Below are 21,186 nucleotides of genomic sequence, written 5' to 3'. Positions count from 1 at the left end.
AGCATGAGCGGCAGACACACCGGCGAACTGCATTCCCACACAGTGGAGGGCACCGACCCCCAGTTGTACGTGCAGGTGCATGAGCCCCAGAACGACGTCGGGCTCCGTCCGGTCCTGCTGCTGCACGGTTTCTCCTCCTCGTCCAAGCTCAACTGGGAGGACACCGGCTGGCTCGCCGCGCTCCTGGAGGCCGGCCGGCGCGTCATCACCGTGGACCTGCCCGGCCACGGCCGCAGCGGGGCGCCGGAGGACATGGACTCCTACTCCCCCAGCCGGATCCGCGCGGACCTGCTGCAAATAGTGTTCGACGCCGGGACGCGGCCCCTGCGCGACGGCGACCCCTCCAGCGGGCTCGACGTGATCGGCTATTCGCTGGGATCCCGGCTCGCCTGGGAGTTCGGCGCCACCCAGCATGAGCTGGTGCACCGGCTGGTCCTGGGCGGCCCCAATGTCGCCGATCCGCTGGCGGACTTCGACCTGATCGCCGCGCAGCGGTACCTGGCCGACGGCACCCCGATCGCGGACGAATCAACCGCGGGCCTGCTGAAGATGGCCATGTTGCTGCCCAGCAACAACATCTTCGCGCTGCTCTCCCTGGTCGAGGCGATCAAGACCGAGCCGTACGATCCCGCCGAAGCCGTCCCGCACATGCCGATGCTCCTCGTGGCAGGGGAAAAGGACGACCGGGCCGCCTCGATGCCGGAGCTTGCCGCCCTCGGCGCCAAGGCCGGCGGCATGGTTGAACAGCTGGTGCTGCCGGGCCGGAACCACACCAACGCCATCACCAGCCGCGCCTTCAAACAGGGTGCCATCAGCTTCCTGGGCGTCTGAGCAGACAGGCAGCTGCCACAGGCCAACACAAAAGAGGCACGGACCGCGGTCCGTGCCTCTTTTGTGCCTTGCTTTGTGGCTAGCGCTTGGCCTCTTCGGCCGGCGCGTGATGGCTGACGCCGAGCGGGCGGCCCTTCGTCTCGCCGGCCAGGAGGACACCGATGGCGGAGATGACGCAGAGGATCATGATGTAGATGCCGATGGAGCCGGTCCAGTGCGTGCCCTGCAGCAGGGTCTCCGCGATGGTGGCTGCAAACGCGCCGCCGAGGATGGCGCCGAACGCGTAACCGATCGAGATGCCGGAGTAGCGGACCTCTGCCGGGAACATCTCGGCGTACATGGCGGACATCGGGCCGTAGGACAGCCCCAGGCCGATGGTCAGGACGAACAGCGCGACGCCGTAGAGCACGATGTTCTTGGTGTCGATGAGGGCGAACATCGGGATCATCCAGGCAAAGACAATTCCGTAGCCGATAAGGAAGGTCTTGACGCGGCCGATCTTGTCCGAGAGCCAGCCGCCGACCAGGGTGAAGATGAGCCAGCCGAAGGAAGCCAGCGTGGTGGCCAGCAGGATCTGCGGGGTGGGCATCTTGAGGGACTTGGTGGCGTAGGAGATGAAGAACGCGATCAACAGGTAGCCGGCAGCGTTGTTGCCGATGAAGATCATGGTCGAGTAGAGAACTGCCTTCTTGTGCTTGCGGATGAGCTCGCTGAGCGGCGCCTTGCTTTCTTCCTTGCGGTCTTGCATCTCTTTGAAGACGGGGCTCTCGGCAACGGCGCGGCGGATCAGGTAGCCGACGACGATCAGCACGATCGAGAGCAGGAACGGCACACGCCAGCCCCAGGACGCGAAGTCTTCCTTGGACATGGACGTGTTGAGGAAGTACAGCAGGCCGGTGGCGAGGATCATGCCGACCGGAACACCGATCTGCGGGTAGGCACCGAACAGGCCGCGCCTGCTCTTGGGAGCGTGCTCGACGGCCATCAGGGCTGCGCCGCCCCATTCACCGCCGGCGGAGAAGCCCTGGATGACACGGAGCAGGATCAGGAGGATCGGGGCCCAGACGCCGATCTGCGCGTAGGTGGGCAGCATGCCGATCAGCGCCGTGGCGGCACCCATCATGATCAGGGTGAAGACCAGCATGGCCTTGCGTCCGAGGCGGTCACCCAGGTGGCCGGCAACGATCGCGCCGAGCGGGCGGAACAGGAAGCTGATGCCGATGAGGGCGAAGGACAGGATCTGTGCCAGGCCCGGGTTGGATTCGTTCAGCGGGGCGAGGAACAGGGGTGAGAGCAGCGTTGCTGTCAGCTGGGCAAAAATGAAGAAGTCGTACCACTCGATGGTGGTGCCGACCAGCGTCCCGGCGAGGACCTTGCGTTCCTCATGTTTGCTGCTGGGACCCGCCTCGGTGTCGACACGTGAAGTTGCGGTCATTGAAACTCCGTTGTTGGGGGCAGCGGTACTGCCCAAAGTGGGTGCGAAGTGGATAACTGAGTCCTGCTGGAATTACTGATCGAACGGTCAGTTAGTATTTTAAATACTACTATGAAATGTGTGATAGGACACACATATTCCCGGAGTATGTCTTCCGCGTGTCAGTCCGGGCGGTTGAGCAGCTCGCGGACCCTGGCCCGGACCGGGCCGCGGTCGTAGGTGTTTACCAGGGCGCCGGCCATGCGGACCGGGTCCCCGAAGAAGAAGTACTCGTAGAGCGACTGGCGCCCGGCGAACCCGGAGATCGAGGCGTCGAAGGCCAGTTTGAACAGCCGGACGCGCTCGGGGCCGGTCAGGGTCTTGCCCTGCAGGTACAGCTCGATGTCCTCCCGGGCTTCGCTGTTGACGTCCGCCTCGCCCGGCAGGGCCATGAGGCCCGACGCCGAGAACTTCCGGATGATCTGCGGGAAGCGCTGGGCGATCTTCGGGTACCAGTTGCGGGCAGCGTTCAGCGTGGACCACTTCGGCAGCATGACGCCGGCGTCATTGAGCTCAGCGTCGGCCTCGGACGCGCGGATCAGCGCCTTGCCGATTTCGACGTCGATGATCAGCTCGGCGATGTCCTCCTGGATGTGCTGGAACCCGTCAATGCCGATCGATTCGGCCAGTTCCGACGCCAGGCCGAGGAAGAACTCGCTCTTGGCGATGGTGCGGGTGACCACCTGGTGGGTCATGAGCGCGCCGGCGCCGGTTTCGGTGTAGAAGCTGTTGCACAGTTGCGGGTGGCCGAGCATGAAGACGCGTTCGTTGGGCACGAAGACGTGGTCAAAGACCGCGACGGCGTCCATTTCCTCATAGCGGGAGGCCAGCGGCTCGTCGTGGGTGCTGCCGCCGTTGTACAGCGAGGTACGGCAGAGGTAGCGCAGGCCCGGGGCATCATTGGGGATGGCGAACGCGTAGGAATAGGGCGCGTCTTCCGGGGTGCCCCGCAGGACCGTGGACGGGAACACGAGGAGCTCGTCCGCGATCGGGGCGATGGTGGCGAGCATCCGCGCGCCCTGAATGACGATCCCGTCCTCGCGCTCCTCCACGATCCGGGCCGAGAGCTGGCCGCCGAGCTGCTCCGAACCGGAGACCGAGCGGTTCACCTGCGGCGGGATGAGGGTGTGCGTGGCGAGGACGTCGTTTTCCCTAGCCCACTCGTAGTAGTTGCGGATGTTCTCGCCGAACTTCGGATCCGCCTGCGAGAACCACTTCCCGGCCGTGCCCAGCGCGGTGAGCGCGGAGTTCATATAGTCCCCGGACCGGCCAAGGAAGCCGTTGGAGGACTCGGCCCAGGTGGAGATGGCGCGGCGGCGCCGCTGGAGGTCCTCAATGGTCTTGGGCACCAGGAAGGAGGCGTTGACCAAGTCCCCGGTGCTGGGCGAGGTGTAGGTGAGCGCCTCCTGGTACTTCGGGTCGTGCTGCATGTCGAAGAGCCCGGCGTAGGAGCGAGCCACATTGCGGAAAGCCGGGTGCTCGGCGATCTTCTCGCTGACCACCTCGCCGTCGATCACCACGTGCGGGCTCATGGCGTTGAGCTTGTCCAGGTACTGCCGTCCGGTACGGATGCCCATTGGTCTTCCTCCAGTCGTCGTTGAGCTGAGCCGTGTTGAATAGAATTGGCACGGCGCTAGAGCAGGTCCTCCATGCCCAGCAGGCTTTCCGGGATGGTGGTGAAGGTGCCGTTGGCGAACGCCAGGGCATCGCCGTTGCGGTAGTTGAAGTCCACCACCTCACCGATGTACAGGGTGTGGTCGCCGCCGTCGTACGCCGCCCAGGGCTTGCATTCGAAATAGGCGAGCACATTGGACAGCCGCGGCGCGGTGTCCCCCTCCACCCACAGCGGCTCGGGACCGGGGCTGCCGGCGAAGTGCATGGCCAGATGCCGCTGCTCGGCGCCGAGGATGTTCACCGTGAAGGGCCGGCCGTCGAGTTCATCGTGGGCCCTGGCGGTGCGGGCGATGCTCACCAGCACCAGCGGAGGGTCCATCGAGACTGAGGTGAAGGAGTTCACGGTGATCCCGTGGCGCTTCGTGACCCCGTCGAAGGTCACGATCGCCACGCCGGTGGCAAACCTGCCAAGGCTGCCCCTGAAGTGGTTGGACCGCGGGGCAGACAGCCGGCCCGGGACACCCCCGGCGTGGTCGCGTGGATGGGCAATCATCGTTGATTCCTTGCGTTTGTGGCGTATTCCTAGGCTGCGTGGTGGATCAACTGTGTTTGGATCACGTGTGCTTGGATCAGGTGCGCTTTGAAGTGGATGTGTTCTATAATCGAACAAGTAGTTCCCATATAGAACGCTAGCGGACCGTGAGCCGGAGCACAAGGGTTGCCCGGCACGCCCGGCGGCCAGCGACCCCGCCCCTAGGATGGACCCCATGACCCCGAACGCCGGCACCGTCCAGGCTTCTCCATCCCAGACGCTGTCCCGCGGCATCAGGGCGTTGGAGATCCTCGCCGAGGCGCAGCAGCCGCTCACCATTGCCGAACTCGCCGATGCCATGGGCGTCCACCGCTCCGTGGCCTACCGGATCCTGCGCACCCTGGAGGACCATTCGCTGCTAGTGCGCGACGACAGCGGCCGGGTCCAGCCGGGCCCGGGCCTCGCCGTCCTGGCGCGCGGGGTCTCCCGCGACCTGCAGTCGGCGGCCCTGCCGGAACTGACCCTGCTGGCCAACACCCTGACCATGAGCGCCTTCGTGGCGGTCTGGGACCGGGAGGAGTGCGTGACGTTGGTGACGGTGGATCCGCGGCACAGCGGCGCCGCGGTGGTGCAGCACCCGGGGTCGCGGCATCCCATCAGCGCCGGGGCACCGGGCATCGCCATCCAGTCCGCCTTCCCGGAACAGGAGTGGCGGGCCTTGGCCCCGGGCATCCCGTACCGGGCCGAGGCCGCCGAGGCCCGGCGCCGCGGCTTTGCCGCAAGCCATGACGAGGTGATCCCAGGCGTGTCCTCCATTGCGGTGCCGCTGCGGGTGCCGGGCGGCCGGCCGGCCGCCCTCGCCGTCGTCTATATCCGCGCCGCACAGGATCCGGACACCGTCGCCGGGGCCCTCACGGAGGCGGCCCGGCGCATCGAGGCGCAGCTGGGCTAGACGCGTGCGCCATCCCGCAGCGCCGTCGTCCTGTCGCGAGCAGGCTTAGGCGGCCGGTGCCGTCTTCCTCCCGCGCTGCCGGAGTACGACGGCGGCGGCCGTTCCCAGCAGGAACAGCGCCGTAGCGGCGCACACCGGAACCAGGAACGCCGTCGAGTACCCGAAGTTTTGGGCCAGCTGTCCGGCGATGGAGGATCCGAGCGCGGTGCCGGCGACGATGCCGCTGGCCAGGACCGTCATGACCGTGCCGAGCTTTCCGGCCGGGGCCACGAGGCCGCCGATGGCGAAGACGGTGACCATGAGCGGGCCGACGGGCAGGCCCAGGACGAACAGCACAAGGACCATGGGCAGCGCCGTCGAGGGCAGCAACAGCAGTGATGCGAGGCCGGCCATGAGGGCCGCGCACGCAATCCAGCGGGCGTTCACCGTGAAGCGGCGGGGCCAGTACGCGACCGAGAGGGCGGCCGCCGCAGAGCTCAGGCCCATGACGGCGTAGAGCAGGCCCGCGAGCTCGGAGGTCGCGAAGCTGGCGGAGAACGAACTCAGCGCTGTCTGGGTGGAGCCGAAGAAGGTGCCCATGCACACCATCGCCAGCACAGGAAGGGCGACGGCGGCGAAGGTTCTGGCGCGCTGGGCCGCCGTGCGGGTGTCCCCGTGGCCGTCCCCCGCCGCTGTCGGAGCCAGACCGGCTGACAGTCCTGCTGCCGGTCCGGCGGCCCGGCGCCGCGCTGTGCGGACCACCGCAAGGTTCGTGGGGTGGACGGCGAAGGCGGGCACGAGGACAACAGTCAGTGCCGCGGCCAGGGCCAGCGGCAGCCACGGTGCAAGCATGCTCGCGAGGATACCGACGAGTGCGGGGCCGAGCACGAAGGTGAGCTCGTCCGCGGTGCTCTCATAGGAGAGGGCGGTGTCCAGGTCCGCGGAGTTTCCGCCCGCACGGGCTCCGGCCCCGGACGTCCGGGATGTCAGCGCCATCCAGCGGACCCGGGCCAGCGGACCGACCTGCGGGCAGCTCACCCCGGCCACGAAGGCCGCGGCCAGCACGGGGACGGCGGCGGCAAGGTCATGGACCCCGGGGATGAGGTAGGCCGTGAGGATCAGGGCAACGATGGCCACGGTGTTGGCGATGGCGGACACGAGCAGGACGCCGCGCTGGCCAAGCCGGTCAGCGAGGACGCCCAGGACGGGGGCGCCCAGTGCGGAACCGATGCCGACGGCGCCGGCTGCGGCGCCGCCCACGGCGTAGGAGCCTGTGACGGCGGTGACGAGCGTCAGGGCGCCGACAGTGAGCATGGCCAGCGGCAGGCGGGCGAAGAGCCCCAGGGGGATGAAGCTGCGGCCGGCCAGCAGTGGCAGCTGCGCGTAGCGGCCGCCCTTGGCGGGCGCAGGGGCCTGCACTGCGGCGGACGGCTGTGCGGCGGACGCCGTTAGGGTGTCGGTCGAAATTGGGGCGTCAAGAGTAGACGCCAAAGAAGACGGTGAAGGATTCATGGTTTCCGGGTTCGCTCAAATAGTGCGCATCGTCCCTCCTCCCGATGCGCGCGACCCGGTAACAGATCAATGATACCCGATCCCGTAACGGCCGTCCCGGGACCAGGCCCCGGGACGGTCCCAGGGAAGGGCTCAGACCCGGGTGTCGTCGCTGATGTGCAGGGTGGATCCGCTGCGGCCCTTGACCACCTGGAGCTGGGTGCCGATGCGCTGCTTCATTTCCGCCACATGGCTCACGAGCCCCACTACCCTGCCGCCGTCGCGGAGGCTTTCGAGGGCGTCCATAACTTGTTCCAGCGCCTGCTCGTCGAGGCTGCCGAAGCCCTCGTCCACGAAGAGGGTCTCGATGTCCACGCCGCCGGACTCGTGCTGCACGACGTCTGCCAGCCCGAGGGCCAGCGCAAGGGAGGCCATGAAGGACTCGCCGCCGGAGAGGGTCGCCGTGTCCCGGCGCTGGCCGGTCCACTCATCCACAACTTCCAGGCCGAGGCCGGACTTCGCGCCGCGCGCGGCCTTGGCGTCGGTGTGTTGCAGCGTGTAGCGGCCGTCACTCATGCCGATCAGGCGTTCCGAGGCAGCGACGGCCACCTGCTCAAGCCGGGCGGCGAGGACGTAACTGTTCAGGCTCATGCGGTAGCTGTTGTCGCCTCCGCCCTTGGCCGCGTCGGCCACGGCGGCGAGCAGCGCGGCCCGGTCCCGCGGTCCCCTGCCGGCGGCGGCGAGTTCCCCGTAGTCACCGGCGATGCGTCCTAGGGTCCGGAGCGAGTTTTCCGCCAGTCCGGCCGCAAGCACGGCTTCCCGGGCCTTGCGTTCGGCCGCCGCCGACTCCGTCCTGAGCTCCTCGAGGGCGGCGTCGCTGACGAGGTCTCCGGCGGCGCGTTCGGCCGCCGCCAGGGCGAGGTCCTCGCCGGCGAACAGTTCCTGGATCCTGGCGGCTTCGTCCTGTCCCGCCCGGATGGCCGTTTCGAGGCTTGTTGCCACCGGCGTCGGCAGCAGCGCTTCCCGCGCCGCGGTTTCGGTGCTGAATCCGGCTGCGGGCAGCGCCTGCTCAAGTTGACGGCGTGCCTCCGCGGTGCGTGCGGCGGACTGGTCGAGGGCAGACTGCGCGGCGTCGGCGTGCTCGAGGACTGCCGTCGTTGACGTCAGGGCGGCGATCCGCTGTTCGAGGGTGGCGTGGCCGGCGCGCAGCTTGTCCAGGGCGTGTTCCAGGGCCTCTGCCTGTTCGTCGATTTCGGCGATCGTGGATTGCGTTTGGGCGATGCCGGAGGCGGCATCGGCCTGCGCCCGGTCCGCGGCGGCGATGGCCGCCTCGAGTTCTGCCAGCCGGGCCCGGCTGGCCGCAAGGTCCGTGGCGGCGCGGCCGGCGTCGTCGGCCCGTTCCCGGGCCAGGGCCGCCTCCGCGCGGGCTTCCTCGGGAGGTGTGCTGCCGCCCTGGGCGGCCAGGACGGCGACGTTCTGGTGGGCGTCGGCGAGATCGCGCCCGAGGGCAGCGAAGGCCTCTTCCGCCATGTCGCTGGCTAGTTGCGCCGCCTTCTCAGCCTCGGCGACGGCCAGTGCGGAGGCTGCGGCGGGGGCCGGCGCCGGGTGCTCCGGGCTGCCGCAGACGGGACAAGGGACTCCGGCGAGGAGTTGGGTGGCGAGCTCGGCCGCCGCGTTTGTGAGCCGTTGCTCACGGAGGTCCAGCCAGTGCTGCCTCCGGTCCTGGTGTACGTTCCGGGCTGCGGCATGCTGTTCCGCGATTACCGAGCATTCGGCCTCGGCGGCGAGGTAGCGGCCAACGATGGTCACGAGTTCGTCAGCTGCAGTGGCTTCCTTGGTGCGCAACTGGACTTCCGCGGCCAGTTCCTCGAGGGGGCGGATTCCGGCGGACAGGGCCGCCGACTCAGAGCGCAGGGCGTCCAGGGCGGCGGCACCGGTCCGGCGACCTGTTTCGAGCTCCTGCAACTGCTGGCGCAGCCGGCTGCCGCGGTCGGTGAGTCCGATGAGCCGGGATTCGTCGGGCAGGCGTTCGGTGAGCACGGCGTGCAGGGACCGCAGCCGTGCGAGCGTACTCCGGACGGCGGCGCTGTCCAACGGGGCGTGCCCGCCGGCGGGGCCGTTGGCAGCGTCCCCCGGCCCTCCGTCAATGAGGTCCTGCCCGGCGAGCTCCGCGTCTGTTGCTGCCGCGGACCGCAGCTGGCGCGCGGCTTGTAGCAGGGCCGTTCCTGCCAGGTTCTCGGCTGCCGCGGAACTTTCGACGGCCCGCAGCTGGCCGCCAAGCACTTCGGCTTGGCGGTGCAGGCCGAGCGTGACTGATTTGTCGGCCAGGACGGGGGCGGCGGCGTCGGCGTCAATCCGTCGCAGTTCCGCGGCGGCAAGTTTGGCGTGGCGGTTTGCCCGCGCGTTGGCGGTCTCCAACGCGGAGGCATGTTCCGCGGCGTGTTTCTCGGCTGCTGCGGCGGCCACCCGTCTGCCCTCCGCGGCGGTTGCCGCACCGTCGTTTAGCCACGTCAGAAGCGCATCGGGCTCGTCCCTGCCGGGGGCGCCGACGGGGTCGAGTTCGAGCGCCGCGGTTTCGGACTCGGCCTGCGCCAGGAGCAGGTCCAGCTTCGTGTTCAGGCTGGCGACCTCCGCCTTGGCGGTCTGCGCCTGCCGGGACAGTTCCTGTTCCACGGCTTCAAAGCGCTGGGTGCCGAAGAGGCTCTGCAGCAGCTCCAGACGGTCAGATGCCTTGGAGCGCAGGAACGCCGCGAAGTCGCCCTGGGGCAGCATGACCACGCGCGTGAACTGGTCCCGGTTCATGCCCAGGACGTCAGCGATCTCGGCCCCGGCTTCATCATTCCGGCCGGATTTCTCTACCCACGCGCCGTCGATGCGTTCGCGCAGCAGCGTGTTGGCCTGCTGGACCGTGAAGCCGTTCTTGCCCCGGGCGCTCGGCTTGTCCCAAGCGGGCGACCGGGAGACTTCGAAATGCCGGCCCTTGGCCGAGAACTCGCAGGTGACGCGCGGCTCGGCGGCGGCCTCCGCGTGGTCGCTGCGCAGCCGCTTCCCGTCCTGCCGGGCTCCGGGAACCGATCCGTACAGGGCGAAACAGACGGCGTCCAGGACGCTGGTCTTGCCCGCACCGGTGGCGCCGTTCAGCAGGAACAGCCCGTGTGCGCTAAGCCGGTCGAAGTCGATCCGCTCGGTGCCGGCGAACGGGCCGAAGGCTGAAATCTCCAGGCGGTGGATCCTCACAGGGATACCCCTTCCAGGCGCACGGCTTCGAGCGCCTCGGCGAGGACGGCTGCCTCGGCGTCGGACGCGGGCCGGCCGCGGACGTGATCGAGGAATCCGCAGCAGACGGAGAGGTCATCCTCGGCCTCGGCAAGCCGGCTGCTGTAGCTGGCCTTGGGCGCCGCGCCGGGGCCGTCGGGATCGAAGCCGAGCACCAACGTGTCGGGGAACCGTGCCCGCAGGCGGTCCATCGCTTGTGCGGGGCGGGCGGCGTCCGTCAGCGTGATCTGGCAATAGGCGGCCTCGGCCCAGGCGAAATCCTCCGACTCCAGGAGGTCATCCAGCTTCCCGCGGAGCACGGCGAGGGCCCGGGGCGCGTCCCAGGGCACTTCGCGCACTTCGCCGATGCCCTCGGCGTCGACCTCCACGAGCCAGCTGCCCTTCCTGTGCTTCGCTTCCGAGAAGGAGTACGCCAGCGGCGAGCCGGAATAGCGTACCGCCGGGGAGAGCTCCTGCCGGCCGTGCAGGTGGCCAAGTGCGGTGTAGCCAAAGCGGTCGAAGAGATCCAGCGGAACCGCTCCGACGCCCCCGATGCTCAGATCCCGCTCGCTGTCAGAGCTGATGCCTCCGCTGGCGAAGGTGTGCGCCAGGACCACCGAATGGACAGTCCGGGTCTCACTCCTGTGCCGCACGTCTGCACGGATCCGATCGGTGGCGGCGCGTGTGACCTCAAAGTGGCTCGCGGTCTCGACCCCCAGCTGCTCGGCGACAAGCCGGGGTTCCAGCCAGGGGATCCCGTAAATGGCCAGCACCGGCCCTGTATCGTCCACCGCGCCGTCCCCGGCGGCGTCCCCGAGCGAGAAGAGCACGGGCTGGTCCAGTTCGTTCAGCCGCGTGCGCAAATGCACTCCCCCTCGCTCGAGCAGCCTCGACGCGAACCCCAGCCTGATGGCGGAGTCGTGGTTGCCGCTGGTGAGGACAACCTGCGCGCCGGCCCCGGTGAGGCGCACCAGGGCGTCATCCAGCAGGCCGACGACGTCGACTCCCGGCAGTGCGCGGTCGTAGACGTCCCCGGCGATGAGGACGACGTCCACGCTCTCTTCCCGGACAAAGGTCACGAGCTGGTCGATGAAGGCGCGCTGGGAATCCAGCATGCCGATGCCGTGGAAGGACCGGCCCAAGTGCCAGTCGGAGGTGTGCAATAACCGCATATTCCTACGGTATCGGCTGGCACCGACACTCTTGCGCCACCACCCCGTGAGGGTGACGGAGGTTAAAGCTGGTCAAGAGCGGCTACTTTCCACCCTTGCTGTCGAAGAAGCTGCGGGCCTCGTCGTCCTGGGCGCGGATGCGGTCGGGCGAAGCGGAAGCGGCGGCCGCAGTCTTCCCGTTGCCCCTGTGCCCCGTGCCGGCCCTCTGGCTGTCCTCCACGCCGTCGGTCAGCTCCGCGTCACCGAAGTCAGCGTCACCGAAGTCGGCGCCGTCCAAGTCTGCGTCGGTGAGCTCCGCGTCGGCCTGCGCGGTGGTCTGGGCAGTGTTCTGGGCGAAGCCGCGGAAAACCAGCCCGGCGATGGCTGCACCGACCACAGGTGCCACCCAGAACAGCCACAGCTGCCCAAGCGCATTCGGGCCGCTGAAGATGGCCGACGCCGTGGCCCGGGCCGGGTTGAACGGAACATTGCCGAGCGCCTGGCCCAACTGCAGGAGCATCGCCGTCGTCAGGCCCACCGCGAAGGGGGCCGCCGCCCTGGCGGGATTTCGGCGGGCCGTCGTGGCAAGGAAGACGGCCACGAGCAGGGCAGTGCCCAGGACCTCCACGAGCAGGACGCCCGCCATGGGAACCTGGATGATCGAGTGCTCGCCGAATCCGGCCGCCACGGTGGCGAATGCGCCCTGGCTGTCGTTGATCGTCGGTACGGTGCGCAGGACGCCGAACAGTGCGACTGCCCCGAGCGCCGCACCCACGAGCTGGGCACCGATGTACGCCGCGGCGTCGGCCAGCCGGATCCGTCCCGCGATGGCGTTGCCCACGGTGACGGCGGGATTGAAGTGACCGCCGGAGACATACCCGACGGCCAGCATCGCCGCCGTCAGCGCCAGGCCGGCAGCCAGGGCGGCGGGCAGCGGGTTCGACTGCGGAATGGTGAACAGCGGCACGCCCAGGCCGGCGAACACCACGATCAGGGTCCCCAGCGCCTCGGCGGACAGCCGGGCCACGAGTCGGGGTCGGGGCGAAACGTCGCTGGCGGCCGGTGGCTGGACGCCAACGGACTTGCGGGCTGGCACAAGCAGGGTCATGGTCAGTATTCCTTTGTTGGTGCTGGGCCCTGGGCTGCAGCTGCGGCGTCGCTGGCCCGCCGGGTCGTGGTCCGGGTGCGGCCTCGGCCGCCCGGAGAATAGGTTCGCCAGCAGTCTGCCAGCGGAATCTGGATGTTGGCTGGATCCTTGCTTGTCCGGTAACCGGCTCAGTGTCCCAGGGCGACGGCGGCCACGGCGCTGGTGGCCAGGACCACCACGGCGGCGGCGGCCCAGCGCAGGAGCGCAGCCGGCGGCGCGGAGTTGGACTGCCGGAGCTCCCGCCCGCGGACCAGCACGCACACCCCAAGGACCAGCGTCGCGGCCATGGCGGCAAGCGCGCAGACGCCAAGATAGTCGACGGGTCCCGGAGCGCCGCCGCGGGACCCCGCGAGCGCCCAGCTGCGCCATATGAGCAGGTCCGCCACTATAAGGCCCAGCAGGGTCCGGCGCCAGGACAGGGATGTCCGCTCGGGCTGCAGCCCGGGATCCCGGGCCGCCTCCGGGCTCACCGCGCCACCAGGACCAGGATGGCGAACAGCAGCGCCGCAGCCGCGACGCCGATCGTCATCACCAGCATCACGGCAGAGAACGGCAACTCCCTGTTGTTCCGCATGGCAGCTTCCAGGCGTCCCCACCGGCGATAGGAGAAGGCCGCCAGACCCGCGCCGAGGAACGCGAGGATGACGCACAACGCGATCCGCACGGGTCCGGGCGCGATCTCCGGGGCCAGCTGGTCAATCGCCAGGGCTCCGGCAATCAGGGCCAGGGACGTGCGGATCCAGGCCAGGAACGTCCGCTCGTTGGCCATGGAGAACCTGTAGTCGGGAGTGGTCCCGGTCTTCCGCCACGCTGGTTCGCGCATTCGTTTCCTCCGCTGCCGGACGGATACGCCGCCGGCGGTTGCTTCGCCTGACCGCTGGACGGGTCCTACCAGCACCCTACCGGCGTTCCGCATCCGCCGCCCTGCATTGAGTCCGCGGCATTGGGTCGGCGGTATTGGGTCGGCGGCATTGCAGAGTGCGGGGCAGCGCCGGGTAAATTTGGGGGCATGAGCACCGAGCCCGGGACCACGCCCGCACCCGCCCCGTCACCCGGCCAGCCGCATTCCCACGCCCCGAACCACGGATCGCGCATCCACGGCTGCCTGCTGGGCGGTGCGCTCGGCGATTCGCTGGGCTACGCTGTCGAATTCGACGACATTTCCGCGATCCGCGCCCGGTTTGGCCCCGCGGGCCTGCAGGATTTTTCCGCGCTCGACGCCGGCAGCCCGTTTTCGGACGACACGCAAATGACGCTGTACACCGCGGATGGCCTCCTCGAGGCGCTGGAATGGGCGAACGACGGCGTGGCATCGGATATCAACGCGTGCCTGTGGCTCGCGTACCTGCGGTGGCTGGGCACCCAGAGCGTCGCGGTGCCGGCGTCGGCCCCGTTCCAGCCGCCGCGCTGGATCGATGCCCAGGCCGTCCTGAAGAACCGGCGTTCGCCCGGCAACGCCTGCCTAAGCGGACTCGCCACGGGCGAGATGGGCACCGTGAAGCGGCCGGTCAATCCCGATGCGAAGGGCTGCGGCGCCGTGATGCGCTCGGCGCCGTTCGGCCTGATCCCCCACCTCGAACCCGAAACGGTCTATAAGCTCAGTGCCGATGCCGCGTCCCTGACGCACGGGCACCCCGCGGCGCGGCAGAGCGCAGGAGTGTTCAGCCTGGTCATCCATGCCCTGTCCTCCGGCCAGAGTTTGCGCGCAGCGGCGGAATCGGCCCTGGGGCACCTGCGCGGCGGCATCCTGCGCAAGGGCGAGAATCCGGATCCGGATGTTGTGGCACGGCTGCAGGCGGCCCTGCGGCTGGCCGGTGACCTGCCCGGCGGCGGACACGTGCTCAGCCCCGAGGACCTGGTCAGCGAACTCGGCGAGGGCTGGGTGGCCGAGGAAGCCCTGGCCGTCGCGCTGTACGCCGTGCTGGCCACCGCCCCGGAAACCGGGACAGAAACAGCGACGGCGGACGCCGGCACTGCCGAGGCCGGTGCCCAGGCACATTTCCGTGCGGCAATTGCGGTGGCCGTGAATCACAGCGGGGACAGCGACTCGACGGCGTCGATCGCCGGGAACATCCTCGGGGCGTACTACGGCGAGCCGTGCCTGCCGGCCGACTGGCTGGCGGCGCTCGAGGCGCCGGAGGTCATCCGGGGCATGGCGTCGAGGCTGGCGGCCGTCACCGGCTCGTAGCTTCGGCGGGCAACTGTCAGCCCGGGCACCTGTCAGCCTGGCGCTGGGTCTTCGGCATTCTCGCAGCGCAACTGGCTGCGCGCGGAAGCCCGCGCGCTCGGCTTGTCCGCGGGACATGCCCCTTTCCACCCCGTTGCGATGGACATGTCCATCCCAGGCTGCCGCACCCCCCGGGCATGCCCAGTCGCGCCTCAGTGCAATGAATCAGTGCAATGAACATGTCCATCCCCTGCCGCGTAACGAGGACATGCCCGGTCGCCCTCGCTGCGAAGGACATGTCCATCCTCTGCCGCGGCATCCTCAGGACATGCCCATCTCCGGTGGCGGGGACTGGACATATTGCCACTATGTCCATTGGTCAGAGCCTCCGGAGAACACGTCCGTCCCTCCGTGCACGGCACCGATGGACATGTCCGTCCCTCCATGCACGCCTCCGGAGAACATGTCCGTCCCTCCATGCACGCCTCCGGAGAACATGTCCGTCCCTCCATGCACGGCACCGATGGACATGCCCGGCCCTGGTGGCCGCATCGCCGGGACATGCCCGGCCCTGGTGGCGGATCCTAGGCGCCGCGGAGCGAGACGTTGTTGCAGGCTTCGCAGACGTCCTCGGGGATGAGTCCGCGGCGCTGCAGGAAGCCGAAAATGGTGCAGCCGAGGCAGAACCCGGCGAACGCCTCAAGGGATGCGGCGGCTATCAGCACTGCGAGCAGGACCCACGCCGCAGGCGCGAGGCCGGCAGCCAGCAGCAACGCGGCCGCCGTCGACACGGCGGCTCCAATGCCCTGGGCGAATCGCTTTGGCGGACCGGGAACGAGGCGGGTCCGTCCGAGCCAGGGCGTCAGGACCTTGACCGAGAGCTGGGCCAGGGGCGAGATTCGGGGGCCGAACAGCACGCGCAGCCAAAAGCCGGCCGCGATGATGGCGAGCCCCCAGCCGAAACCGGTCAGCAGGGTCACCGCGGAAAGCGCCACCACCAGGGCTGCGGTGATGCGGGCGGCGTATTCGTTCACCGGGTTGGGGAACGCGAACACCTTCCGCCAGTCAATGCCGCGCGTCGACAGCACTGGCGTCGACGGCAATTCAGGGGCCTGTGCATCCGCGGGTTTGCTCATCCGCCAAGGCTACGAGCGGGCGCGCCGGGGCGGGAATGATTGTTGCGCCATGTGACTGCGGATTCAGGCAAGACGGGTTCAGGCAGCACGGGTTCAGGTAGGGCCGGTTCAGGCGGGTACGGCGGCCAGGTGTCCGCCGACCATCTGGAGGAATTCGCCCTCGGACAAGACTTCGATCCGCTGCCCGCGGTCGTGCAGTTCCAGGACGCGGCGCGCTTTACCGGTGAGCCGGCCCGAGCGCAGGTCCGCGGCCACAAACCCGTCGCCCACCACCAGGACGGTTGTGCGGGCCGTGACCCGGCTTTCCGGCCTGGCACCGAGCTCGGCAGAGCGGACCTTGGCTTCGGGCCGGGGAATCGCCAGTTCGCCGGTGAACACGACCGTCTGGCCGAACAGCGGATGGTCGGGGCTGGCGGCGGCATTGGGAGCCGGGTTGGGGCCTTCCTCCGGCCACCCGGCCACGAACCGCCGGCCAACAGGTGCGCCGGCAGTCCCCCCGGCGAGCGCCTCCAGCGCGGCCAGGGTGGCTTTGGACAGCGGGTCGCGCCGGGGGTCGAAGGCCGGCTGGTGCGACACCGTCAGGCCCAGGGACAGATAGAGTTCCGCGATGCTCGCCGCCCCGTTGCGGGCGGCAATGTCGATCAGGATGCCTGCGCAGGCCCGGGCGTCCTCGGCGGCATCGTGGTGGTTGACCAGCGGGACGCCGGCCTCTTCGGCGGCGTAGGGCAGCGAATTGGACACCAGGGAGTAACAGCGCCGGGACAATATCACCGTGCAGACGTAGTCGTAGGCGGGCCCGGCCAGCCCTGAGACCTCCAGCCCAGAGCGGATCACACCGAGATCGAACCCTGCGTTGTGGGCCGCCAGCACGTCGCCGCCGATGAACGCGCCGATCTCCGGGAACAGCTCCCCGAACCGCGGCAGTCCGGCCACCTGGTCCGGCCGGATGCCGTGGATCCGGACGTTGTGGTGATCGAAGGTGTCATGGTTTTCCGGCGGCCGCATGAGCCAGGAGGCTTCCTCGACGACGACGCCGCCGCGGACCTTGCTCAGGCCAACAGCGCACGGCGAACCGCGGAAGCCGTTCGCGGTCTCAAAGTCGATCGCCGTAAAGTCCAAAGTCACGGCCCAACTTTACCGCCCGCGAGCGGCGCCACCCGCACCGGGAACGGCCCCGGGGCCGGCCTGCGGCCGTCAAGTACCCTTAACGAGTGAATGTAATAGCAATGAGCGACCTCGCCGTGTCCGCCCTTGGCGGTGCCGGCCCCGTCCAGCCGCAGCTGGCCTCCTTCCTGCCAGACTGGCTCAACCCTCAGGTTTTCCTGGCGAATCCGGCCTTCGCGCCGTGGGTGGTCCTCCTTGTCTGCGGCATCATCTTTGCCGAAACCGGGCTGTTGATCGGCTTCTTCCTGCCCGGGGACTCCATGCTGTTCACGGCCGGGCTGCTCGTGGCCACCGGCACCATCCAGGTCAACATCTGGGTCCTGACCGCGCTCATCATCGTCGCCGCGACTATCGGCAACCAGGTGGGCTACCTGATTGGGTCCAAGGCGGGACCTGCCCTGTTCAACAGGCCAAACTCCAAGCTGTTCAAGCGTGAAAACGTGGATAGCGCGCATGCCTTCTTCGAAAAGCACGGCGGCAAGGCCCTGATCCTGGCCCGGTTCGTCCCGATCATCCGCACCTTCGTCCCGGTGATCGTGGGCGTCGCGCAGATGAGCAAGCGCAAATTCTTCACCTACAACGTGATCGGCGCGGTGCTGTGGGGCGGCGGCGTCACGCTCCTCGGCTACCTGCTCGGGGACAAGGTGCCGTGGGTCAAGGACAACCTGGACATCATCTTCATCGCCATCGTGCTGGTCTCCGTGATCCCGATCGCCATCGAGGTCATCCGGGGCGCCGCCGCCAAGCGCCAGGCAGAGAAGTACGGCACGGACGTCGTGGACGAGTTCATCGAAGAGCATGAGCCGGAAGAAGAGCGCCGGACCCCGTAGCCCCAGCAGCAGTTAACAACGAAGGCGCCCCACCGTGTGGGGCGCCTTCCGTCGTCTTGCACCAGGCATGGCCGGCGCGGCCGCCTACTTCCCGGCCAGGGCCTCGACGATGGCCGGCAGGAGCGCCCGGAACGCATGGCCCCGATGGCTGATGGCGTTCTTCTCGTCGGCACTGAGCTCGGCGCAGCTGCGGTCCAGCCCGCTCGGCTGCAGGACGGGGTCGTAGCCGAAGCCGCCCTCCCCGCGCGGCTCCCGCAGGAGTGTCCCTTCGAGCTGTCCGTACTCCACCACTTCCCGGCCGCCGTCGGGCGAGGACCCGGGCACCGCGAGGGCCGCGGCGCAGACAAACGCGGCGCCGCGGTACTCATCCGGCACGTCGGCCAGCTGGGCGAGCAGCAACTGCAGGTTCGCGGCGTCGTCGCCGTGCCGGCCGGACCAGCGGGCCGAGAAAATCCCGGGCGCGCCGCCAAGCACGTCCACGGAAAGTCCGGAGTCATCGGCGATCGCAACGAGCCCCGTGGCCTCGGCCACGGCCCGCGCCTTCAGCAGCGAGTTTTCCGCGAAGGTCACGCCGGTCTCGGCGACGTCCGGGGCGCCGACGGCGCCGGCGTCCACCACCTGCGTGTCGACGTCGAGGCCGGGCACCTGGCCGCGCAGCAGCTCGCGCAGTTCCCGGAGCTTGCCTTTGTTGTGGGTGGCGAGGACCAGCCGCGGGGCCGGGCCGTCACCTGCCGGCTGATCCGCGAAGGGCGCCTCCGTCACGGGGCCTCCGCCAAGGTGTCGCGCTGGATGGCTGCGAGCTGCTCCGTGCCCAGCAGCGCCAGGTCCAGCAGCTTGTTCAGCTCGTCGCGGTCGAAGGGTGCGCCCTCGGCGGTGCCCTGGACTTCCACGAACTTTCCGGAGCCGGTCACCACAACGTTCATGTCGGTCTCGGCGCGCACGTCTTCGACGTAGGGCAGGTCGAGCATCGGGACGCCGTCGATGATGCCGACGGAGACCGCGGCGATCGTGTCGATCAGGGGCTCGGCGTTGCGGGCGATCATCTTCTTCTCGCGGGCGAACCGGATGGCGTCCGCCAGTGCCACGTAGGCGCCGGTGATGGCAGCGGTGCGGGTGCCGCCGTCGGCCTGCAGGACATCGCAGTCCAGCACGATCGTGATCTCGCCGAGGGCCTTGGTGTCGATGATGGAGCGCAGCGAGCGGCCGATCAGCCGGGAAATCTCGTGCGTGCGGCCGCCGATCTTGCCCTTGACCGATTCACGGTCGGAGCGGGTGTTCGTGGCCCGGGGCAGCATGGCGTATTCGGCGGTGACCCAGCCGCGGCCCTCGCCCTTGAGCCAGCGCGGCACGCCTTCGGTCAGGGAGGCCGTGCACAGGACCCGGGTGTTGCCGAACTCGATCAGGGCCGAACCTTCGGCCTGCTTGGACCAGCCGCGCGTGATGCTGATCGGACGCAGCTGGTCGGGGGTACGGCCGTCGGCGCGGATGACGGGGACACTGGGAGCTTGGGAAGTCATGCCTTTAGCTTATCGACTCACCCGCCCCCGCCCGCGCCGGCGGTCAGCGCGCGCTAGACGGTGTAGTGCACACCCGCGACGGCGACGGCCACGTCCTTGCCGAAGACGTCCTTGGCCTCGGCCAGGACGGTGGTCGGGGACGTCCAGACGGGAATGTGCGTCAGCAGCAGTCGGCGCGCTCCGGCGGCGACGGCGGCCTCCCCCGCCCGCTTGCCGGTCAGGTGCACGTCCTTGATCCCGTCGTCGCGGCCTTCCTCGAACGCCGCCTCGCACAGGAAGAGGTCGGCGTCGCGGGCGGCGTCCTCAAGGCCCGCGCAGGAGTCCGTGTCCCCGGAATAGCTCAGGACGCGGGTCACGGGCGGGCCGTCCTTGGCAGGCTCGGTGACCTCCACCCGGAGGGCGTAGGCCTCCTCGACCGGATGGTTCACCGCATACGGCGTCACCGTGAACGGGCCGACGCTCACGGGCTTGCGCTCGGACCAGTTGCTGAAGTCGAATTCCTCGTGCATGCCCGGATCCAGGTCCAGCCCGTACGCCGTGGCCATCCGGTCGGCCGTGGCGGCGGGCCCCCACACCGGAATCCTGCCCCGTCCCCAGCCGCCCGGCTTCCAGCGCACGGCAACGTGGAGCCCGCACAGGTCCATGCAGTGGTCCGGGTGCAGGTGCGTGAGGAAGATCGCGTCAATGTCCTCCAGGTCCGTGTAGCGCTGGATGGCGCCGAGCGCCCCGCTGCCGAGGTCCAGGACGATCTTCCAGTTCCGCTCGCCGTCGTTGGCGGTTAGCAGATAGCACGACGCCGGCGAGCCCGGCCCCGGGAAGGAGCCGGTACAGCCCACGATGGTCAGCTTCACAGCAGTGTTCCCCCGCCCGCGGATCCGCCCACAAAGTTGGAGATCCGCGGCCGGACGGCGCCGGCCTGGGCGGCGGCGATCATCTCCGGCGTGATCCGGGCGAGGCTGCCGGTGGGGTACTGCGCCGCGACGTGGTCGACGTGACGGACACTGAGGACCTCGGGGCCGAGGAAGCGCCGGGCGAGGTGCTCGAACTGGGCGGCGTCGCCGGTGGCAATGAAATTGTGTTCGGGAGCCGTGGCGTCGGTGCGCTCGAGGCCCCGGGAGGCCAAAGCCCGGTAGACGTCCTTGGCCGTTTCCTCGGCGCTGGAAACCAGCGTGACGTCCTCGCCCATGACATAGGAGATGACGCCGGTGAGCAGCGGGTAGTGGGTGCAGCCGAGCACCACGGTGTCCACCCCGGCGGCCTTGAGCGGCGCCAGGTAATCGCGGGCGACGGCAAGCAGTTCCGGTCCCGTGGTGATCCCGGCCTCCACGTACGGCACGAACGCCGGGCATGCCACTGACGTGATCTGCAGGTCCGGAGCCGCGGCGAAGGTGTCCTCGTAGGCGCGCGAGCCCACCGTGGCCGAGGTCCCGATCACGCCCACCCGGCCCGTCCGGGTTGCTGCGACGGCACGCCGCACCGCCGGCTGGATCACTTCGATCACAGGGATCCCGTACCGGGCCGTGTACCGCTCGCGGGCGTCGCGCAGCACTGCGGCGGACGCGGAGTTGCAGGCGATGGTCAGCAGCTTCACGCCTGAATCCACGAGCTCGTCCATGACGCCGAGGGCGTTTGCCCGGACTTCGGCGATGGGAAGCGGGCCGTATGGGCCGTGCGCGGTGTCGCCGACATACAGGATGGATTCGTTGGGCAGCTGGTCGATGATCGACCGGGCCACCGTGAGGCCGCCGACGCCGGAGTCGAAGACGCCAATGGGGCGCGACCCCAGCTCGGATGCCGGTTCGGGTCCCGTGGGGCCGGTTGCGGTGCTGCTTGCTGGGGAGTCCGCAGCAGCCACTGCCGGATCCATACTCGATGCTGAAGTCATGATTATTCGAGGATAGGACAACGCCTGCGGGGCAGCCATCACATTGTGGTGTGCAACTCGT

At 69.1% G+C, this 21,186-nt stretch carries 19 protein-coding genes; 4 read left to right on the top strand and 15 right to left on the bottom strand.

Annotated features, from left to right (window positions below; translation table 11 throughout):
* Positions 1 to 3: 3 nt before the first annotated feature.
* The gene (locus BLS42_RS12125; protein ID WP_090581485.1) at positions 4 to 831 is read left to right on the top strand and encodes an alpha/beta fold hydrolase; all 828 of its coding nucleotides are present in this window, start codon (positions 4 to 6) and stop codon (positions 829 to 831) included.
* Between the two features lie 79 nt (positions 832 to 910).
* On the opposite strand, the gene BLS42_RS12120 is transcribed toward BLS42_RS12125, so the two are convergent.
* The 3 genes from BLS42_RS12120 to BLS42_RS12110 all read right to left on the bottom strand — a co-directional run bounded on the left by BLS42_RS12120 (position 911) and on the right by BLS42_RS12110 (position 4,472).
* Positions 911 to 2,266: an MFS transporter gene (locus tag BLS42_RS12120; protein WP_090581484.1), complete on the bottom strand. Its 1,356-nt coding sequence runs from the start codon at positions 2,264 to 2,266 to the stop codon at positions 911 to 913.
* 161 nt (positions 2,267 to 2,427) lie between these two features.
* Entirely contained in the window at positions 2,428 to 3,882 is a 1,455-nt protein-coding gene (gene hpaB / locus BLS42_RS12115) for a 4-hydroxyphenylacetate 3-monooxygenase, oxygenase component (RefSeq protein WP_090581482.1), read from the bottom strand.
* 56 nt (positions 3,883 to 3,938) lie between these two features.
* The gene (locus BLS42_RS12110; RefSeq protein ID WP_090581481.1) at positions 3,939 to 4,472 is read right to left on the bottom strand and encodes a flavin reductase family protein; all 534 of its coding nucleotides are present in this window, start codon (positions 4,470 to 4,472) and stop codon (positions 3,939 to 3,941) included.
* Positions 4,473 to 4,686: 214 nt separating this feature from the next.
* Between BLS42_RS12110 and BLS42_RS12105 the strand changes: the two genes are divergently transcribed.
* Positions 4,687 to 5,403 carry an IclR family transcriptional regulator gene (locus BLS42_RS12105; protein WP_090581478.1) on the top strand — a complete coding sequence of 239 codons (717 nt, stop codon included), beginning with the start codon at positions 4,687 to 4,689 and terminating at the stop codon, positions 5,401 to 5,403.
* A gap of 45 nt (positions 5,404 to 5,448) precedes the next feature.
* Here the strand turns inward: BLS42_RS12105 and BLS42_RS12100 are convergent, their stop codons facing one another.
* The 6 genes from BLS42_RS12100 to BLS42_RS12075 form a co-directional block, all read right to left on the bottom strand.
* Complete coding sequence (locus BLS42_RS12100) at positions 5,449 to 6,873, bottom strand: MFS transporter (RefSeq protein WP_256336437.1); 1,425 nt, start codon at positions 6,871 to 6,873, stop codon at positions 5,449 to 5,451.
* 153 nt (positions 6,874 to 7,026) lie between these two features.
* Complete coding sequence (locus BLS42_RS12095; RefSeq protein WP_090581474.1) at positions 7,027 to 10,110, bottom strand: AAA family ATPase; 3,084 nt, start codon at positions 10,108 to 10,110, stop codon at positions 7,027 to 7,029.
* The gene (locus BLS42_RS12090; protein ID WP_090581472.1) at positions 10,107 to 11,300 is read right to left on the bottom strand and encodes an exonuclease SbcCD subunit D; all 1,194 of its coding nucleotides are present in this window, start codon (positions 11,298 to 11,300) and stop codon (positions 10,107 to 10,109) included. The genes BLS42_RS12095 and BLS42_RS12090 overlap by 4 nt, the downstream gene beginning before the upstream one ends.
* 82 nt (positions 11,301 to 11,382) lie before the next feature.
* Positions 11,383 to 12,387: an MIP/aquaporin family protein gene (locus tag BLS42_RS12085; RefSeq protein WP_090581470.1), complete on the bottom strand. Its 1,005-nt coding sequence runs from the start codon at positions 12,385 to 12,387 to the stop codon at positions 11,383 to 11,385.
* Positions 12,388 to 12,554: 167 nt separating this feature from the next.
* Positions 12,555 to 12,896, bottom strand: a complete 342-nt coding sequence (locus BLS42_RS12080; protein WP_090581468.1) for a DUF202 domain-containing protein — start codon at positions 12,894 to 12,896, stop codon at positions 12,555 to 12,557.
* Positions 12,893 to 13,249 (bottom strand): YidH family protein, encoded by a 357-nt coding sequence (locus BLS42_RS12075; RefSeq protein WP_090581466.1) that lies wholly within the window; start codon positions 13,247 to 13,249, stop codon positions 12,893 to 12,895. The genes BLS42_RS12080 and BLS42_RS12075 overlap by 4 nt, the downstream gene beginning before the upstream one ends.
* A gap of 186 nt (positions 13,250 to 13,435) precedes the next feature.
* On the opposite strand from BLS42_RS12075, the gene BLS42_RS12070 reads away from it, so the two are divergent.
* Positions 13,436 to 14,614 (top strand): ADP-ribosylglycohydrolase family protein, encoded by a 1,179-nt coding sequence (locus BLS42_RS12070; protein ID WP_256336436.1) that lies wholly within the window; start codon positions 13,436 to 13,438, stop codon positions 14,612 to 14,614.
* Positions 14,615 to 15,177: 563 nt separating this feature from the next.
* On the opposite strand, the gene BLS42_RS12065 is transcribed toward BLS42_RS12070, so the two are convergent.
* Together BLS42_RS12065 and BLS42_RS12060 are read right to left on the bottom strand one after the other, a co-directional pair.
* Positions 15,178 to 15,729: a DUF4395 domain-containing protein gene (locus BLS42_RS12065; RefSeq protein ID WP_256336435.1), complete on the bottom strand. Its 552-nt coding sequence runs from the start codon at positions 15,727 to 15,729 to the stop codon at positions 15,178 to 15,180.
* Between the two features lie 108 nt (positions 15,730 to 15,837).
* Positions 15,838 to 16,854 carry a 3'-5' exonuclease gene (locus BLS42_RS12060; protein WP_090581464.1) on the bottom strand — a complete coding sequence of 339 codons (1,017 nt, stop codon included), beginning with the start codon at positions 16,852 to 16,854 and terminating at the stop codon, positions 15,838 to 15,840.
* 101 nt (positions 16,855 to 16,955) lie between these two features.
* On the opposite strand from BLS42_RS12060, the gene BLS42_RS12055 reads away from it, so the two are divergent.
* Positions 16,956 to 17,723, top strand: coding sequence for a VTT domain-containing protein (locus tag BLS42_RS12055; protein WP_090581462.1), 768 nt, complete (start codon positions 16,956 to 16,958; stop codon positions 17,721 to 17,723).
* 84 nt (positions 17,724 to 17,807) lie between these two features.
* On the opposite strand, the gene rdgB is transcribed toward BLS42_RS12055, so the two are convergent.
* The 4 genes from rdgB to murI are packed head-to-tail and all read right to left on the bottom strand — an operon-like array spanning position 17,808 to position 21,125.
* On the bottom strand, positions 17,808 to 18,485 hold the full coding sequence (gene rdgB, locus BLS42_RS12050) for an RdgB/HAM1 family non-canonical purine NTP pyrophosphatase (protein WP_090581460.1): 678 nt from the start codon (positions 18,483 to 18,485) through the stop codon (positions 17,808 to 17,810).
* The gene (gene rph, locus BLS42_RS12045) at positions 18,482 to 19,240 is read right to left on the bottom strand and encodes a ribonuclease PH (protein ID WP_090581458.1); all 759 of its coding nucleotides are present in this window, start codon (positions 19,238 to 19,240) and stop codon (positions 18,482 to 18,484) included. Before rph ends, rdgB begins: the two co-directional genes overlap by 4 nt.
* Before the next feature lie 53 nt (positions 19,241 to 19,293).
* Positions 19,294 to 20,091: an MBL fold metallo-hydrolase gene (locus BLS42_RS12040; protein WP_090581456.1), complete on the bottom strand. Its 798-nt coding sequence runs from the start codon at positions 20,089 to 20,091 to the stop codon at positions 19,294 to 19,296.
* The gene (gene murI, locus BLS42_RS12035; protein ID WP_256336434.1) at positions 20,088 to 21,125 is read right to left on the bottom strand and encodes a glutamate racemase; all 1,038 of its coding nucleotides are present in this window, start codon (positions 21,123 to 21,125) and stop codon (positions 20,088 to 20,090) included. The genes BLS42_RS12040 and murI overlap by 4 nt, the downstream gene beginning before the upstream one ends.
* Positions 21,126 to 21,186: the final 61 nt, after the last annotated feature.

The sequence above is a fragment of the Arthrobacter sp. ov407 genome (assembly GCF_900102895.1).
In the GTDB taxonomy this organism is placed as follows: domain Bacteria; phylum Actinomycetota; class Actinomycetes; order Actinomycetales; family Micrococcaceae; genus Arthrobacter.
The sequence above is the reverse complement of the archived record's forward strand: the minus strand, read 5'-3'. Positions and strand labels throughout refer to the sequence as shown.